This window comes from Halomonas sp. M4R1S46 (assembly GCF_025725685.1).
Classification (GTDB): Bacteria; Pseudomonadota; Gammaproteobacteria; order Pseudomonadales; family Halomonadaceae; genus Halomonas.
Genome location: NZ_CP107008.1, coordinates 3,866,837 through 3,882,124, shown reverse-complemented (window position 1 = coordinate 3,882,124; position 15,288 = coordinate 3,866,837). Strand labels below are relative to the sequence as shown.

Sequence of the window (15,288 nt, the reverse complement as noted above, 5' to 3'; positions counted from 1 at the left end):
CTCCTCGAGGCCTGTCCCCGGATCAGCCCCGAGTCAGCCTACGGGTCGAGCAGGCAGACAGAGCTGAGACAACGATATTCCAAGGAGAGTCCATGAGCGGTTTCTTCCAGCGCCTGCAGGCGCTTCCGCCGCGTCGCCAGCAGGCCTTCATGGCGGCCCTCTGCGAGCGGCTGCTGCCCAACTACGCCCTCTACGCCGAGACCACCGGCCACGGTGAGGCGAAGGGACTGCGTGCCGTGCTCGACCTGGTCTGGGAGCGCCTGGCGGTCAAGGAGGCGCGCATCGACTTCGAGCGCCAGGCGGAGAAGCTCGCCGGACTGGAACCGCCCGCCGAGGATGACAGCTTCGGCGCCCGCCGGGCCCTCGAGGCGGTGGTGGCGATCTCGGCGCTGCTCGACACCCTGCGCGGCGAGGCGCCGGAGGCGGTCCTGGAAGTGAGCAGGACGTCTAGAGGAGGCGTGCGGGCCTTTATCGAGCTGACCGAGGGCGAGGAGGACGGCGAGCGCCTCGCCGCCCTGGTGCGCGAGCATCCGCTGATGGCGGACGAGAACGACTTCCAGGACGCGGTGCTCGAGGCGGTGGAGGGCGAGCTCGACCGCGACGGCCTCAAGGCGCTGCGCCGGCTGGGCCGCAACGAGGGGGTCAGCAACCTGGGGCTCGGCCCCGAGGAGTAGGGCGCCGTCGCGGGCGGCACCAACGACGAGGGCCCGCCGAATGGCGGGCCCTTCGTTTTCTTCAGAAAAGGAAAAGAGAGGATTTATGTCGCGAGCGACGAGAGGCTGATCGCCGCCGGAGCGCAGGAACCGGAGTGTAGCTTGCTACATGAGGATTCCGATCGGACCGGCGCCCCGGCACCGCCGGCGGTCAGGATAGCTAGGTTCGTTCCCGACGAACCTGCGCACTTCCTACGTCCCTGTAGGTCGTCGAGCGCAGCAATAAATCCCCTTTTCCTATAGCCGCATCTCGATCCCCCGCTCGGCCATATACCGCTTGGCCTCGGGGATGGTGTACTCGCCGAAGTGGAAGATGCTGGCGGCCAGCACCGCGTCGGCGCCGCCGTCCTTGACGCCCTCCACCAGGTGGTCGAGGTTGCCGACGCCCCCCGAGGCGATCAACGGCACACTGACCGCCTCGCTGATGGCGTGGGTGATGCCGATGTCGAATCCGGCCTTGGTGCCGTCGCGGTCCATGCTGGTGAGCAGCAGCTCACCGGCGCCGAGTTCCACCATCTTCTTCGCCCATTCCACGGCGTCGAGGCCGGTGGGGCGGCGGCCGCCGTGAGTGAAGATCTCCCAGCGCGGCGTCTCGCCCTCCGCGGAGACCCGCTTGGCGTCGATGGCCACCACGATGCACTGGCTGCCGAAGCGCTCGGCGGCCTCGTGCACGAACTCGGGGTTGTTCACCGCCGCGGTGTTGATCGAGACCTTGTCGGCGCCGGCATTGAGCATGGTGCGGATGTCCTCACAGGTGCGGATGCCCCCGCCCACGGTCAGCGGGATGAACACCTCGCCGGCGATGCGCTCGACCATCTCCACCGTGGTGCCGCGGTCCTCGTGGCTGGCGGTGATGTCGAGGAAGGTAATCTCGTCGGCACCCTGCTGGTTGTAGCGCTGGGCGATCTCCACCGGGTCTCCGGCGTCACGGATACCGATGAAGTTGACGCCCTTGACCACGCGGCCGGCGTCGACGTCCAGGCAGGGAATGATGCGCTTGGCGAGTCCCATGGTCAGCTCCCGTCTCGTTGGCCGGTGAGTTCGTCGCACAGCGCCTGGGCCTCGGCCAGGTCCAGGCTGCCCTCGTAGATGGCGCGGCCGGTGATGGCGCCGAGGATGCCCGGCTCCCCGGCCTCGATCAGCGCGCGCAGGTCGTCCAGGTTGGTGACGCCGCCGGAGGCGATCACCGGCAGTCCACCCTGGCGGGCCAGCTCGGCGGTGGCCTCGACGTTGACGCCGCCCATCATGCCGTCCCGGGCGATATCGGTGTAGACGATGGACGAGACCCCGTCATCGGCGAAGCGCTTGGCCAGGTCGGTGGCCCTGATCTTGGACACCTCGGCCCAGCCGTCGGTGGCGACGAAGCCGTCGCGGGCGTCCAGGCCGACGATCACGTGGCCGGGGAAGGCCTGGCACATCTCGGTGACGAAGGCCGGCTCCTTGACCGCCTTGGTGCCGATGATCACCTGGGAGACGCCGGCCTCCAGGTAGTGTTCGATGGTCGCGGCCGAGCGGATGCCGCCGCCGATCTGGATCGGCAGTTCGGGATAGGCGCGGGCGATGGCGGTGACCGCCTCGCCGTTGACCGGCTCGCCCTCGAAGGCACCGTTGAGGTCGACCAGGTGCAGCCGCCGGGCGCCGGCCTCGACCCAGCGCGCGGCCATGGCCACCGGATCGTCGCCGTAGGTGGTGGAGTCGTCCATCCGGCCCTGCTTGAGCCTGACGCACTTGCCGTCCTTGAGATCGATGGCGGGGATTACCAGCATGTCCAGTCCTCTTGGGGCGCGGCAGCAGGCGCCCTGTTGTCATGGGCGCGGCAGCGGGCGCCCTGGAAAGTCGTCACGGGCGCGATGAGCGGCGCCCGGGCACTCGGCGGTGCCGTTCAGGGCATCCACTGTACGAAGTTTTCCAGCAGCTTCAGGCCGGCCCGGGAGCTCTTCTCCGGGTGGAACTGCACGGCGAAGGTGGCGTCGCGGCCGGTGGCCACGTGGGCCGTGACCCGCCCGTAGTCGGTGGTGCCGAACACCTGGGTGTCATCGGCGGCGTCCACGTAGTAGCTGTGCACGAAGTAGAAGTGCTCCTGGTCGTCGATGCCCTGCCACAGAGGGTGCTCGTGGTGCTGACGGACCAGGTTCCAGCCCATGTGCGGCACCTTGAGGCGATGGCCCTGGTCGTCGCGCATGTCGGCGGGGAAGCGGCGCACCTCGCCGCCCATGAAGCCCAGGCAGTCGATGCCGCCGTTCTCCTCGCTGTGGTCGTGCAGCATCTGTTGGCCGACGCAGATCCCCAGCAGCGGCTTGGACTGTTGGTCGAGCAGTTCCTGGACCAGGCCGCGCAGCTCGGTGCGTTCGAGCTCGCCCATGCAGTCGCGGATGGCGCCCTGGCCGGGCAGGACCAAGCGGGTGGCGCCATGGATGCGGCGGGCGTCGCGGGTCACCACTACATGCTCGTGGGTGACATGTTCCAGTGCCTTGGCGACGGAATGCAGGTTGCCCATCCCGTAGTCGATGACGGCAATGGTCATGGGGCGCTCCTCGTAACGGTCGGCGGTCTCACAGGCTGCCCTTGGTGGACGGCATCTGGCCGGCCATGCGCGGGTCTTCGGCGACGGCCATGCGCAGCGCCCGGCCGAAGGCCTTGAAGATGGTTTCCGCCTGATGGTGGGCGTTGAAGCCCTTCAGGTTGTCGATATGCAGCGTGACCCGGGCATGGTTGACGAAGCCCTGGAAGAACTCCCAGAACAGCTGGGTATCCAGACGGCCGATGCTGGCGCGGGTGAACTCGACGTCCATGAACAGGCCCGGGCGACCCGAGAAGTCTACCACGACCCGGGACAGCGCCTCGTCGAGGGGCACATAGGCATGGCCGTAGCGGTAGATGCCGCACTTGTCGCCTATCGCCTGGTCGAAGGCCTGACCCAGGGTGATGCCGAGATCCTCGACGGTGTGGTGGTCGTCGATATGCAGGTCGCCCACCGCCTTGATGTCCAGGTCGATCAGGCCGTGGCGGGCCACCTGGTCGAGCATGTGGTCGAGGAAGGGCACGCCGGTCTCGCAGGTCAGCCGGCCCTCGCCGTCGAGGTTCACGGTGACGGTGATCTGGGTTTCCTTGGTGTCGCGGGTGACCGTGGCGATACGCTCGGACATGTCGGGTCTCCAGCGCCTGGGCGCTTTTCGGGGTGAGGGCGGGCTCCCTGACGCCGGGCGCCGTCCGGAGCCTAGAATGCAGGGATGTGCCTGCCGTCGCAGGACAGCCATTATAGTGAAACGCCGCCCCCATCCGCTACAATGCCTGCCACTTCAGCGGTGGCGGCAACGGCCACCCCTCAGGGAGAATCTCGCATGCCGGTAACGCTCCACCGAGTCGACCAGGCGGTCTGGGAGGCGGATGCCCAGGTGCAGCAGGACCTGCTGCGCATCTACGCCGACGCCCCTCCCGAGCGTTTGCCGCTCCCCCCGAAGGACTTCATCTGCCGCCACCTGGCGGCGGGTCGCTTCTTCTGCTGTGCCCGCTTCAATGACCGCCTGCTGGGCGCCCTGGCGGTGCAGCGTGACCAGGAGGCCTGGTGGCTCTCGCACCTGTGCGTGCGCAAGACCACTCGTCGCCGGGGCGTGGGCACGCGCCTGCTGACCCTGACCGGCGAGGCCGCCCATGCCGAGGGGCGGCGGCTGTGCGTGGCCAATCCCCGACTGCCCATGGCCGACCAGCTGCTGCTGAGCCGTCTCGGCTACCGGTTGACCAAGACCGGTGACTACTTCGAACTGGATCTGTCGCCCAAAGGAGCCGGGCAATGAAGCGAATCTTGCGAACCCTGCTGGCCGCCATCGGTGTGCTCGGGCTGGTCATGGTGGGAGCCGTTGTCTTCGTGACGACCTTCTTCGACCCCGAGGATCTCAAGCCGCGCCTCGTCGACGTGGTACGGCAACACAGCGGCCTCGAGCTGGAGCTGGAGGGCCCGCTGGCATGGTCCTTCTATCCCCGCCTGGGGGTCAGCGTCGAGTCCGCCGAGGCCCGCCTGCCCTCCCAGCCTGCCGACGATACGCCCTTCGCCGCCTTCGACCATGCCGAGGTCAGCCTGGCCCTGGCGCCGCTGCTGCGCGGCAAGATCGCCATCGATGGCCTGACCCTGGACGGCCTGGCCTTCCACCTGGAGCGCGATGCCGAGGGGCGCGGCAACTGGGAGACGCTGATCGAGCATCTCGAGGAGCGCGGCGAGGAGGCCGAGGCCGTGCTGGCGCCGGCCAGTGCCGGCCCCAACCCGGATGACAGCGGCGGCCTGGCCGTGGCGCTCAACATCGCCAGCGTGCAGGTTCGCGACGGCCGGGTGCGCTATCGGGATGCCCAGGCCGGTCGCGAGCTGGCCTTCGAGCAGGTCGACATCTCCGGCAGCAACGTCAATCCCGACAGTCCCTTCCCGCTCAGCGCGAGCCTGCAGGTGGCGGTGGAGAACGGCGCCGAGGCCCAGGCCGAGGGCGCCGCCGGACTGGTCAGCCAGGTCGAGCTCGAGACCCGGGTCAACCTGGGGCTGGCCGAGGGCCGCCACGTGCTGAGCGACCTGAAGCTGGACACCACCACCCGTCTTGCGAGCGACGAGGAGGAAGAGGAGGCCCAGGAGGGCCGGCTCAGCGCCAAGGAACTGGTGCTGGATCTCGCCGGCGGGCAGATCAAGTCGAGCGGCAGCCAGCTGGAACTCAGCCTGCTCCACCCGCGCCTCGGCGAGAAGCGCCTGCCGCTGACCCTGGCCTTCCAGCTCGACGCCAACCTGCAGCAGGACACCGCCCGGCTGCGGGAGATGGAGCTGACCGGCCCCGACGGCCTCGAGGCCAGCGGCAACCTGGCCATCAACGAGCTGCGCCAGACACCCAGCTACGAGGGCCAGCTGCGTCTGGCCTCGTTGTCGCTGCGGCCCTGGCTGATCCGCTTCCAGGCGATGCCGACCACGGCCAGCAACCAGGCGCTGAGCGAGGTGGCCCTGGCCAGCTCGGTCGAGGGCGACCTGGAGAGCCTCGCCCTCGACGACCTGACGCTGAGCCTCGACGGCGGCACCTTCAACGGGCACCTGGCCGGGCGCTTCGACGGCTCCCGCCTCGCGGCCGACCTCAAGGGCGACAGCCTGAACCTGGACGATTACCTGCCGCCCACCAACGGCCCGCCGATGACCGCCTCCGGGAGGGCGCTCATCCAGAGCGCCGCCGCCCAGGAGGAGACCGGTGGCCTGGTGCCCGCCGAGTGGTTGGGCGAGCTTGTCCTCGACGCCCACCTGGTGCTCGGCCGGCTCACGTTCATGGAGCAGACCTTCGAGAACGTCGAGCTGACCCTCCAGGGAAGCGATGGTCGCCACCGGCTGGCGGCCTTCGAGTCGGACTTCCACGACGGCAACCTCGCCGCCAGCGGCGAGCTCGACGCGCGCGAGATGCCCCTGCACTGGCGGCTGACGCCGCGGGTGGAGAACGTCCGCCTGGGCTCGCTGCTGGATAGCCTGAGCAGCGAGCCCGCCCCGCTGCGCGGCCGCCTGCAGGGCGAGGGCGAGCTCGAGAGCCGCGGCAACAGCGTGGCCGAGCTCAAACGCGCCCTGGGCGGCCGGCTGGCCACCCGGGTGGCCGAGGGCAGCATCGCCGGCGTCAACGTCTCCCGTGAGCTGTGTACCGCCGCGGCCCGCCTGGAAGGCGAGACCCCGAGCCGCGAGTGGCGCGCGGACACCGAGTTCGAGCGCGCCGAGGCCAGCTTCCGGATCCGTGAGGGCGTGGCCGAGAGCGACGACCTGCTGGTGACCATCCCCGGGGTCGCCCTGGATGGCGAGGGCCAGCTGGATCTCGCCAGCGAACAGTTCGACCTCAAGGCCGCCGCCCGCTTCACCGATTCCGTGGATGCCGCCTGCGAGGTGAACCCGCGGCTGGTCGACGTGCCCTTCCCGGTGCGCTGCGAGGGCCAGCTCGGCGGCGACAGCAGCGAGTGGTGCCGCTTCGACCGCGAGGCCTTCCAGGATACCCTGGCCGGGCTGCTGCGCCGGGAGGCCAGCCAGCGGGCCGGCGAGGAGGTCGAGAAGCGCCTCGACGACGCCGTGAAGGAACTCGACGAGCGCCTCGGCGAGGGCTCCGGCAGTGAACTTCGCGACACCCTCGAGGGTCTGTTCAAGTGAGCAGCTAGTAAGCCAGTCCTGCGCCGACGTTCCGTCGGCGCTTTTTTTCGTGTCGAGATCGCCCCATGACGGATCATCCGCCCGCCATCCTCGCCCCCCAGACCTTCCAGCGGCGCCTGCTCGACTGGTTCGAGCTCCACGGCCGCCATGACCTGCCCTGGCAGCAGGACCGCACGCCCTACCGGGTGTGGGTCTCGGAGATCATGCTGCAGCAGACCCAGGTGGCCACCGTGATTCCCTACTTCGAGCGCTTCATGGCGCGCTTCCCGGACGTGCAGGCCCTGGCGGCGGCCTCCCGGGACGAGGTGCTGCACCTGTGGACCGGGCTCGGCTACTACGCTCGTGGGCGCAACCTGCACAAGGCGGCACGCACGGTGGTGGCCGAGCACGGCGGCGCCTTCCCGGTAGACAGCCTCGAGGCCATGGCCGCGCTGCCGGGTATCGGCCCCTCCACCGCCGGGGCGATCATCGCCCAGAGCACCGGCCAGCGCGCGGTGATCCTCGACGGCAACGTCAAGCGAGTGCTCACTCGCCTGCATGCCGTGGAGGGCTGGCCGGGGCGGCCGGCCGTGGAGCGCCGCCTGTGGGCGTTGGCCGAGCACTACACCCCACGTGAGCGGCTGGTGGATTTCACCCAGGCGATGATGGACCTGGGCGCGACGCTGTGCAGCCGCGGCCGTCCCGATTGCGCGGCCTGCCCCTTCAACGACGCCTGCCTGGCCCATGCCCGCGGCGAGGAGCGCTGCTTCCCCGAGCCCAAGCCCAGGAAGGCGCTGCCCACGCGCCACGCCGCCATGCTGGTGCTCCAGGATGACCAGGGGCGGGTGCTGCTCGAGCAGCGCCCCTCCAGCGGGCTGTGGGGCGGGCTCTGGAGCCTGCCTCAGTTCGAGGACGAGGCGGGCCTGCAGGGCTGGCTCGACCAGCATGCGCCCCGGGCCGAGCTCGACGCCGCCTGGTCGCCGTTCACCCACGTGTTCAGCCACTTCCGCCTCGAGATCACCCCGCGGCCGGCCCGGGTGACGCGGCTCGACGCCGTGGGCGAGGGCCGGCGCTGGTTCGACCCCGAGGCGCCGGACAGCATCGGCCTGGCCGCCCCGGTGAAGGGCTTGCTGGAGTCGCTGCGGCCCTTCACCCTGTCCGCACCCGAGAATCCCCGTTCCGATGTCCAGGAGAAGTGACCGATGAGCCAGACCGTTTTCTGCCGCAAGTACCAGCAGGAGCTGGAAGCCCTGCCGTTCCCGCCGCTACCCGGCAAGAAGGGCCAGGAGATCCAGGCCAGCGTCTCGAAGAAGGCCTGGGAGGAGTGGCAGGCGCTGCAGACCCGCCTGATCAACGAGAAGCACCTCAACATGCTCGAGCCCTCCGCCCGGGAATACCTGATGGAACAGCTGGAGCGCTTCCTCGACAACGAGGAAACCGACCAGGCCGAGGGCTATGTTCCCCCCGAATCGTGACCGCTGGAGGATCCCACTGGCGCCGCCATCTTTTTGAAACGGAAAGGGTTGACGCGAGCGGGCCGGTGGGGTTTAATACGCACCGTTGGCGAGGGCCAGATAGCTCAGTTGGTAGAGCAGGGGATTGAAAATCCCCGTGTCGGCGGTTCGATTCCGTCTCTGGCCACCACAATGCTGGGGTATAGCCAAGCGGTAAGGCACCGGTTTTTGGTATCGGCATGCGCAGGTTCGAATCCTGCTACCCCAGCCACGTCAACCCCGTTTCCGTTCTGCATCTCGACCCGCAGTCGGTCCCGAGCCGGCATAGCTCAGTTGGTAGAGCAACTGACTTGTAATCAGTAGGTCCCGGGTTCGACTCCTGGTGCCGGCACCATCGAAACATCGGGATTTACAACGAGTTGCAGTATATAAGAAGCCGCCCATCGAGGCGGTTTTTTTGTGTCTGTCTACGGCTACCCATGGGGCGTGGACAACCTGCCTGCCAAAAAAAGGACCCGCCAATATGGCGGGCCTGTCAAATGCTCCTAGTCGGGAACCTCTCAGAGTGCTGCCATTGCTTGCGTCAATAGCACCCTTATCATTGCTCAGGATTCTTGCAGCAGTGTGACAGCCGGGTTCAGCTTTGTCGCATCTTCGAGATGTCCGGGGCGAAGTGGGCATAGCGCATGGTCATGGTGATCGACTGATGGCCCAGGATGCGCTGAAGGACCAGGATGTTGCTCGCCGTTCATCATGAACTGGCTGGCGAAGGTATGGCGAAGTACCTGGGTCAGCTGCCCCTCGGGGAGATCTATGCGAGTCTCCTGGCTAGCCGAATGAAGAGCCTTGCAGGACTCGGCAAACAGCTTGCCGATCTTTCGACGCCGGCGGGGGGCGACAGAGAACGGCCCGTGCATAACGACGAGAGCGTGCCGGGAGGCTACAGCTTGAGGTAGCGCCTCAGGTGGGCGAGGACGTGCTTGTTATCCGGATCGTCGACCTCGATCAGCAGCCGGGTGGCAAAGGGCGGTTTCTCTTTCAGGACGACATAGAGTCCGTAGCGAGGATCTCGCTGGTTGCGGGGGATGACACCGATCACGTCAAAGGCCAGGTGATCGATGCCATCGAGGTCTTCAACCGAGATATACCTCTCGGAGGCTGGCTTCTGCATGGGCGGCGCTTCTGTTAGTTCAACCAATTGAAAAGATAGTTTGTGTTTTTGTAAACGGCGCCGCTGATGGCATGTCTCGGGTGTGGGTCACGACGGAGCAAGAGCAACAGGCACGTCCAGCATCGTGGTGGGCAACTCCTTGATCACCGTGACAATTGGACAACGTTTTTCCGGCTTATGTTCGCGACGAAAGCATTGGGCAATCCGCCCTGTAGAGGTCCCGTAGGGGCATGCTTTTTATCAGTCGCTGCCGGATCATTTGTCGGGAGAATCCTCGGAAAAACGCCTGACCATTTACCAGAAAAATGAGTTAGGGTCCTCTTGTCCCGGTGGCATTCGACAGGGTGTCTTCACCCCGCCGAGAGACGGATAGGGCTAGTGCTCGGCATGCCTCCTCCCATTGGCCGGAGAGACTACAGGTCCAGGCGGCGCCTGAGCTCAGAGAGGGCGATCAGGCAGTCGGGATCGTCCACCTCGACCAGCAGCCGGCTGGCGTAGGGGGACTCCTCCTTCAAGACGACATAGATCCCCGCGCGGGGATCATGCTTGTGACGGGGCGTCGCCCCAATCACGTCGAAGGCTCGATGATCGAACGCCTCGAGATCATCCGCTGACATTCGTGTCTCGGCAGCCGGCCTGTGCATCCACCATCCCTCAGCGGCCATTGTAATTTCATGAAACAATAGTTTATTTCACGTAAGCGCCGAGAGGTGTTTGATGCTTTTCTAATTTTTCTTAGCATTTTTGTCGCAGACAAAAAAAGCCCACCGTGGTGTTGGTGGGCAACATGCTCACCCATGGGGTGAAGTGAGCATTACTTGCCATGGAGGGTGCCGAAGCGTGCACGCTTCTGGATGCCTAGCAACTTCCCGCGCTCTCTCTGCTTCCCGCTGGAGCGAATCAACAGGACGTCCCGTCATCGAGATGAATCGTTCGCCCGCCACGTCGGGCGGGCGAAAGGGGTTAACCACCCCCTGACTTGTCATGCAAAGAACACCATCCAGGCTTTCTCAGCTTAGGCACAGTTCGGCTCCATTGTCAGGATTTCTTCTCATTGATTGCCATGACGCCTAGCAAGTGGGTTCACCCGGTGCCGGGCCGGCGGTGGCCAGGTGGACAGTCGACATCGGCAGGACGCGGCGGAGTCAGCGATCGTTGCCGGCACGGCGTTCGGCACTGGGGGCATGGCCTGTGCAGCGGCGAAAGGCCCGGGAGAAGCTCGAGACCTCGGTGAAGCCCAGGTCGAGGGCGATCTCGCCCACGGGCCGCCGGGTATGGCGCAGCCAGTGGCGGGCCCAGCTCAGGCGGCGGTTCATCACGTATTGCTGCGGGGTGACGCCGAACTGGCGCTGGCAGAGCAGGTGCAACTGGCTCTGGCCGAGGTGCATGGCCTCGGCCAGAGCCCGGTTGTCGGGCGGCATGGTCAGGCGCTCGTCGATGAAGGCATCGAGGGCCGCGGCGCACAGGCGACCAGGTTTGAGCGCCTCGATCTCGCCCTGAGCGAGCAGTTGACTGCACTGGCTGACGAACAGCACTGCCAGCTGTTGGTTGATCAGGGCGCGCTGCTCCAGCGTATGGGCCAGCTTCAGCTGGCCGGTGGCGAACTCCACCATGGGCAACAGGGTGGGGGGGAGGTTCAGCGCCCGGGGCTCGGCGAACAGCGACTCGCGCAGGTCCAGGGCACAGCTCTTCTCCAGCGAGGCCAGGCAGGGGTCGTCGGTGCCGAGATCGATCACCAGGACCTCGCTGTCTTCCCCCCGGCCCAGGTAGCTATGCGGTTCGCGGGTGGGGAGGATGGCCGCCTGGCCGAGCACCAGTCGTTCGCTTCCCCGGCTGAATTCGTAGTCCATGGCGCCGCGCCACCCGAGCATCAGCTGGGGGTGGGCGTGGCAATGCTCGCCTGAGCGGCGGGCGATGCGATTGCAGCGGGCCTGGGTGTGTGACATGGCGTTCCCCTCGGGCCCGCGACGATTGCGGAGCCTGAATCAACGCTTGCGGAGACAGGGTCAAGAGCCCGCGTCGAGCCCCTCTATAGACTGGCCTTGGACACAGTAGAAATGAGGTTGACATGTATCTCGACGCCGAACAAGTCACCACCAGCCTGCCCTGGGGGGCCCTGGTGGAAGCGCTGGACGACATCTTTACCCGCACCGTGCATTCGCCGGTGCGCCACCACCATCACCTGAGCGTACCGGGCGACCCGGACGCCACCCTGCTGCTGATGCCGGCCTGGATCGAGGGCCAGTACCTGGGGGTCAAGCAGGTCAACGTCTTCCCCGGCAACAGTGCCCGGGGTCTGCCCGGCCTTACCGGCCACTACCTGTTGAGCTGCGCGCGGACCGGCCACCACCTGGCCCAGTTCGAGGCCAACGAGCTGACTGCCCGTCGCACGGCGGCCGCTTCCGCCCTGGCGGCGCGCTACCTGGCCCGCGAGGACGCCAGCGAGCTGCTGATGGTCGGCGCCGGGCGCATGGCCCGTCGTCTGATCCCGGCGCACCAGGCGGTTCGGCCGATCCAGCGGGTGCGTATCTGGGATATCCGCGAGGCCTCGTCCTGCGCCCTGGCGGAGGAGTTCCGGGCCGAGGGGATCGACGCCGAGGCGGTAGCGGAGGACGGCCTGGCCGAGGCCGCCGGCCGGGCCGACATCATCAGCTGCGCCACCCTGAGTCGCGATCCGCTGATCCAGGGCGAGTGGCTGTCGCCCGGCACGCACCTGGACCTGGTCGGCAGCTTCATGCCCTTCATGCGCGAGGCCGACGACGCGGTGATGCGCCGTGGCGCGATCTTCGTCGATACCCGTGAGGGGGCCACCAGCGAGACCGGCGACCTGATCGATCCGCTGAAGACCGGGGTCATCCAGGCGTCCGACATCCTGGCCGACTTCCCCGACCTGGAGGCGGCCATCCTGGCCTACGAGCGCTGTACCGCACAGCCCTGAGCTCTCTGCATCGCCCAGTCCCTCGACTCCTGACACAACGACAACAGCGTGGGGCAATACCCCGCCCGGGAGTGTTACGCAAGATGAAAGACGACGCAGTCCCTGACATCCCCGTACCGAGCCTGCCGCTGGCCTTGATTCCCATCGTGCTGACCATTGGCCTGCTCGGCATGCAGATCTTCTACTACGACGACTTCACCCCGCATATCCCGCTGGCCATCGGCTTCGCCATCACCGCCCTGGTGGGCTGGCTGCAGGGCTATCGCTGGCAGGACATCGAGGCCGGCGCCTTCAAGGTGCTGCACGTGGCGATGCCCTCCATCGGTACCCTGATCATCGTCGGTATGCTGGTCGGCACCTGGCTCGCCAGCGGCACCGTGCCGATGCTGATCTCTCTGGGCCTCGAGCTGATCGACCCGAGCTGGTTCCTGGCCGCCGCCATGCTGATGTGCTCGATGGTCTCGCTGTCCATCGGCTCCTCCTGGACCACCGTCGGCACCGTGGGCCTGGCGCTGATCGGTATCGGCGATGCCTTCGGCGTGCCCATCTACTGGACCGCCGGGGCCGTCGTCTCCGGGGCCTTCTTCGGCGACAAGATTTCGCCGCTGTCCGATACCACCAACCTGACGCCGGCGGTCACCGAGACCAATATCTTCGAGCATATCCGCTACATGATGCCGGCCACCGTCCCCGCCATGCTGATCGCCCTGGCGATCTACTGGGTCGTCGGTGGCGCCGAGGCCGGGGTGGGGCATTCCCTCGAGCGCATCGACCTCATCAAGCAGGGGCTGGCCGACAACTTCGAGATGGGCATCTGGCAACTGCTGCCGCTGGTGGTGGTCATCGGCCTGGCCTGCTTCAAGGTGGCGCCGATCCCGGCGCTGTTCACCGGGGTGATGCTGGGCGGGGGTGTCGCCATCCTGACCCAGGGGGCGTCCCTCCATGATGCTCTGACCTTCGCCCACGGTGGCTATTCCATCGCCAGTGGCAGCGAGACGCTGGACAGCCTGCTCAACCGCGGCGGCGTCACCTCCATGACCTGGGTGGTGACCCTGATGATGTTCGCCCTGGCCTTCGGCGGTGCCCTGGAGCGCACCCGCTGCCTGGAGGCCATCGTCGGGACCATCATGAAGCGCCTCAAGAGCTTCCGGGGGCTGCAGACCAGCGCCATCCTGACCTCCATCACCACCAACGTGGTGTCCGGTGACGTCTACCTGTCCATCGCCTTGCCGGGGCGCATGTACAAGCCCGCCTACGACCAGATGGGTTACTCACGGCTAAACCTGGCCCGGGCCATCGAGGAGGGCGGTACCCTGGTCTCGCCGCTGGTGCCGTGGAACGCCGGCGGCGCCTTCGTGATGGGCGCGCTGGGGCTGACCGTGGCCGGGGGTGACTTCAGCCAGCTGCTGTATATCCCCCTGGCCTTCGCCTGCTGGCTGTCGCCGGTGATCGGTATCCTCTATGCCCAGCTCGGCTGGTTCTCCTGGCGCGCCGAGCCCGAAGAGGCAGCCGATGCCCAGCCCATGCCCGCGGCGGAGGAACGCGAATGACCCGAGGTGAAGGAGGGGATCGCACCGCGGTGATCGGCGCGGGTGTCATCGGCATGACCACCGCGCTGGCCCTGCAACGCCAGGGGCATAGGGTCAGCGTGCTCGATCCCCGGGGGCCGGGGGAGGGTGCCTCCTACGGTAACGCCGGCTTCCTGGCCACCGAGCTGATCGATCCCTTGTCGACGCCGGCCACCCTGCGCAAGGCGCCACGGCTGTGGCTCGACCCCCACGGGGCCCTGGCCCTGCCGCTGCGCTACCTGCCGCGGCTGGCGCCCTGGCTTGCGCGCTTTATCGCTGCCGCCCGTCCCGCCCGGGTCGCCAAGGGGCGTCAGGCACTGGCGGCCCTGAACGGGGCGGCGGTGGCCGCCTGGCAGCGCTGCCTGGCCGATATCGGCGCCAAGGAGGAGTTGCTGGTCTCGGGGTATCTCCTGGTGTGGGAGTCTGACCGAGGCCGGGCGGCGGCCAAGGCGCAGATGGCCCACCTGCAGCGTTGGGGATATGAGGTGGAGTGGCTCGAGGCGGCGGCGCTACGCAAGCGCGAGCCGGGACTGACGGGCGAGCTGAGCCACGGGCTCTACTTCCCCGGCGCCCACCAGATGCGCGACCCCTATGCCCTGGTGCGGCGCCTGGCCGCGGCCTTCGAGGCCCGCGGCGGCGAGCTGTGCCGGGTGCGAGTGAGCCGGCTGGAACCCCATGGCGAGGGCGTGCGCCTTCACACAGATGCGGGCGAACTGGAGGCGGACCGGGCAGTGGTCGCCGCGGGCGCCTGGAGCCATCGACTGGCCGCCGGGCTCGGCCTGTCGGTCCCGCTGGAGACCGAGCGCGGCTATCACCTGACCCTGCCCAAGCGAGGGCAGGCCCTGCGCCAGCCGGTGGGCTCGGCGGAGCGCCGCTGCGTGATGACGCCGATGAGTTGCGGCCTGCGGGTGGTCGGCTTCACCGAGCTCGGCGGGTTCTCGCTGTCCCCGGTCAAGCGCCGCTATGCGTCGCTGCGCCATCATGCCGAAGCACTGCTGCGCGACCCCACCGGTCTCGATGAGGGCGCCGAGGAGTGGATGGGCTTCCGCCCGACCCTGCCCGATTCCCTGCCGGTGATCGATACTCATCCGGACTACCCGGCGGTGCACTTCGCCTTCGGCCACCAGCACCTGGGGCTGACCCAGGCGGCGATCACCTCGGAGTTGCTGGCCGCACGCATGGCGGGAGAAAACCCGGCCCTGGACCTCGCTCCCTACCGGGTGACCCGCTTCTCACGGCGCTGGAAAACGGAGTAGGCGCAACCCCGGCTGGGGCGCCTACGCTAGATGAATGACTTTCGACAATGACGACGCCATCCGAGACGGC

15 protein-coding genes and 3 tRNA genes are annotated in these 15,288 nt (G+C 67.5%); 11 read left to right on the top strand and 7 right to left on the bottom strand.

The window, feature by feature from the left end; translation table 11 throughout:
- Positions 1–92: 92 nt before the first annotated feature.
- A complete protein-coding gene (locus tag OCT48_RS17970) occupies positions 93–674 on the top strand; it encodes a YjaG family protein (RefSeq protein ID WP_263590500.1) in 582 nt (193 codons plus the stop codon).
- Between the two features lie 276 nt (positions 675–950).
- Here the strand turns inward: OCT48_RS17970 and hisF are convergent, their stop codons facing one another.
- The 4 genes from hisF to hisB form a co-directional block, all read right to left on the bottom strand.
- Positions 951–1,724: an imidazole glycerol phosphate synthase subunit HisF gene (gene hisF / locus OCT48_RS17965; RefSeq protein WP_263590499.1), complete on the bottom strand. Its 774-nt coding sequence runs from the start codon at positions 1,722–1,724 to the stop codon at positions 951–953.
- A 2-nt stretch (positions 1,725–1,726) separates the two neighbouring features.
- A complete protein-coding gene (gene hisA / locus OCT48_RS17960; protein ID WP_263590498.1) occupies positions 1,727–2,479 on the bottom strand; it encodes a 1-(5-phosphoribosyl)-5-[(5-phosphoribosylamino)methylideneamino]imidazole-4-carboxamide isomerase in 753 nt (250 codons plus the stop codon).
- 116 nt (positions 2,480–2,595) lie between these two features.
- A complete protein-coding gene (gene hisH, locus OCT48_RS17955; RefSeq protein WP_263590497.1) occupies positions 2,596–3,237 on the bottom strand; it encodes an imidazole glycerol phosphate synthase subunit HisH in 642 nt (213 codons plus the stop codon).
- A gap of 28 nt (positions 3,238–3,265) precedes the next feature.
- Positions 3,266–3,859 carry an imidazoleglycerol-phosphate dehydratase HisB gene (gene hisB / locus OCT48_RS17950; protein ID WP_263590496.1) on the bottom strand — a complete coding sequence of 198 codons (594 nt, stop codon included), beginning with the start codon at positions 3,857–3,859 and terminating at the stop codon, positions 3,266–3,268.
- A 195-nt stretch (positions 3,860–4,054) separates the two neighbouring features.
- On the opposite strand from hisB, the gene OCT48_RS17945 reads away from it, so the two are divergent.
- The 7 genes from OCT48_RS17945 (at position 4,055) to OCT48_RS17915 (ending at position 8,679) form a co-directional block, all read left to right on the top strand.
- Positions 4,055–4,507 (top strand): PanM family protein, encoded by a 453-nt coding sequence (locus OCT48_RS17945; protein WP_263590495.1) that lies wholly within the window; start codon positions 4,055–4,057, stop codon positions 4,505–4,507.
- Complete coding sequence (locus tag OCT48_RS17940) at positions 4,504–6,852, top strand: AsmA family protein (protein WP_263590494.1); 2,349 nt, start codon at positions 4,504–4,506, stop codon at positions 6,850–6,852. The genes OCT48_RS17945 and OCT48_RS17940 overlap by 4 nt, the downstream gene beginning before the upstream one ends.
- 65 nt (positions 6,853–6,917) lie before the next feature.
- Positions 6,918–8,030: an A/G-specific adenine glycosylase gene (mutY, locus tag OCT48_RS17935; protein WP_263590493.1), complete on the top strand. Its 1,113-nt coding sequence runs from the start codon at positions 6,918–6,920 to the stop codon at positions 8,028–8,030.
- A gap of 3 nt (positions 8,031–8,033) precedes the next feature.
- The gene (locus OCT48_RS17930; protein WP_263590492.1) at positions 8,034–8,306 is read left to right on the top strand and encodes an oxidative damage protection protein; all 273 of its coding nucleotides are present in this window, start codon (positions 8,034–8,036) and stop codon (positions 8,304–8,306) included.
- A gap of 93 nt (positions 8,307–8,399) precedes the next feature.
- A tRNA-Phe gene (locus OCT48_RS17925) sits at positions 8,400–8,475 on the top strand.
- Positions 8,476–8,481: 6 nt separating this feature from the next.
- Positions 8,482–8,556: transfer RNA gene (locus OCT48_RS17920), tRNA-Gln, on the top strand.
- A gap of 47 nt (positions 8,557–8,603) precedes the next feature.
- Positions 8,604–8,679 (top strand) — tRNA-Thr (locus OCT48_RS17915).
- Positions 8,680–9,225: 546 nt separating this feature from the next.
- Here OCT48_RS17915 and OCT48_RS17905 read toward each other — a convergent pair.
- From OCT48_RS17905 to OCT48_RS17895, 3 genes are all read right to left on the bottom strand, one after another.
- Positions 9,226–9,456 (bottom strand): hypothetical protein, encoded by a 231-nt coding sequence (locus OCT48_RS17905; protein WP_263590491.1) that lies wholly within the window; start codon positions 9,454–9,456, stop codon positions 9,226–9,228.
- Positions 9,457–9,869: 413 nt separating this feature from the next.
- A complete protein-coding gene (locus OCT48_RS17900) occupies positions 9,870–10,073 on the bottom strand; it encodes a hypothetical protein (protein WP_263590490.1) in 204 nt (67 codons plus the stop codon).
- A 528-nt stretch (positions 10,074–10,601) separates the two neighbouring features.
- Positions 10,602–11,402, bottom strand: coding sequence for a helix-turn-helix transcriptional regulator (locus OCT48_RS17895; RefSeq protein WP_263590489.1), 801 nt, complete (start codon positions 11,400–11,402; stop codon positions 10,602–10,604).
- Positions 11,403–11,524: 122 nt separating this feature from the next.
- Here OCT48_RS17895 and OCT48_RS17890 point away from each other — a divergent pair, with 122 nt between their 5' ends.
- From OCT48_RS17890 to OCT48_RS17880, 3 genes are all read left to right on the top strand, one after another.
- A complete protein-coding gene (locus tag OCT48_RS17890; protein WP_263590488.1) occupies positions 11,525–12,394 on the top strand; it encodes an ornithine cyclodeaminase family protein in 870 nt (289 codons plus the stop codon).
- An 83-nt stretch (positions 12,395–12,477) separates the two neighbouring features.
- Complete coding sequence (gene nhaC / locus OCT48_RS17885) at positions 12,478–13,944, top strand: Na+/H+ antiporter NhaC (RefSeq protein ID WP_263590487.1); 1,467 nt, start codon at positions 12,478–12,480, stop codon at positions 13,942–13,944.
- The gene (locus tag OCT48_RS17880) at positions 13,941–15,218 is read left to right on the top strand and encodes an NAD(P)/FAD-dependent oxidoreductase (protein WP_263590486.1); all 1,278 of its coding nucleotides are present in this window, start codon (positions 13,941–13,943) and stop codon (positions 15,216–15,218) included. Before nhaC ends, OCT48_RS17880 begins: the two co-directional genes overlap by 4 nt.
- Positions 15,219–15,288 lie beyond the last annotated feature (70 nt).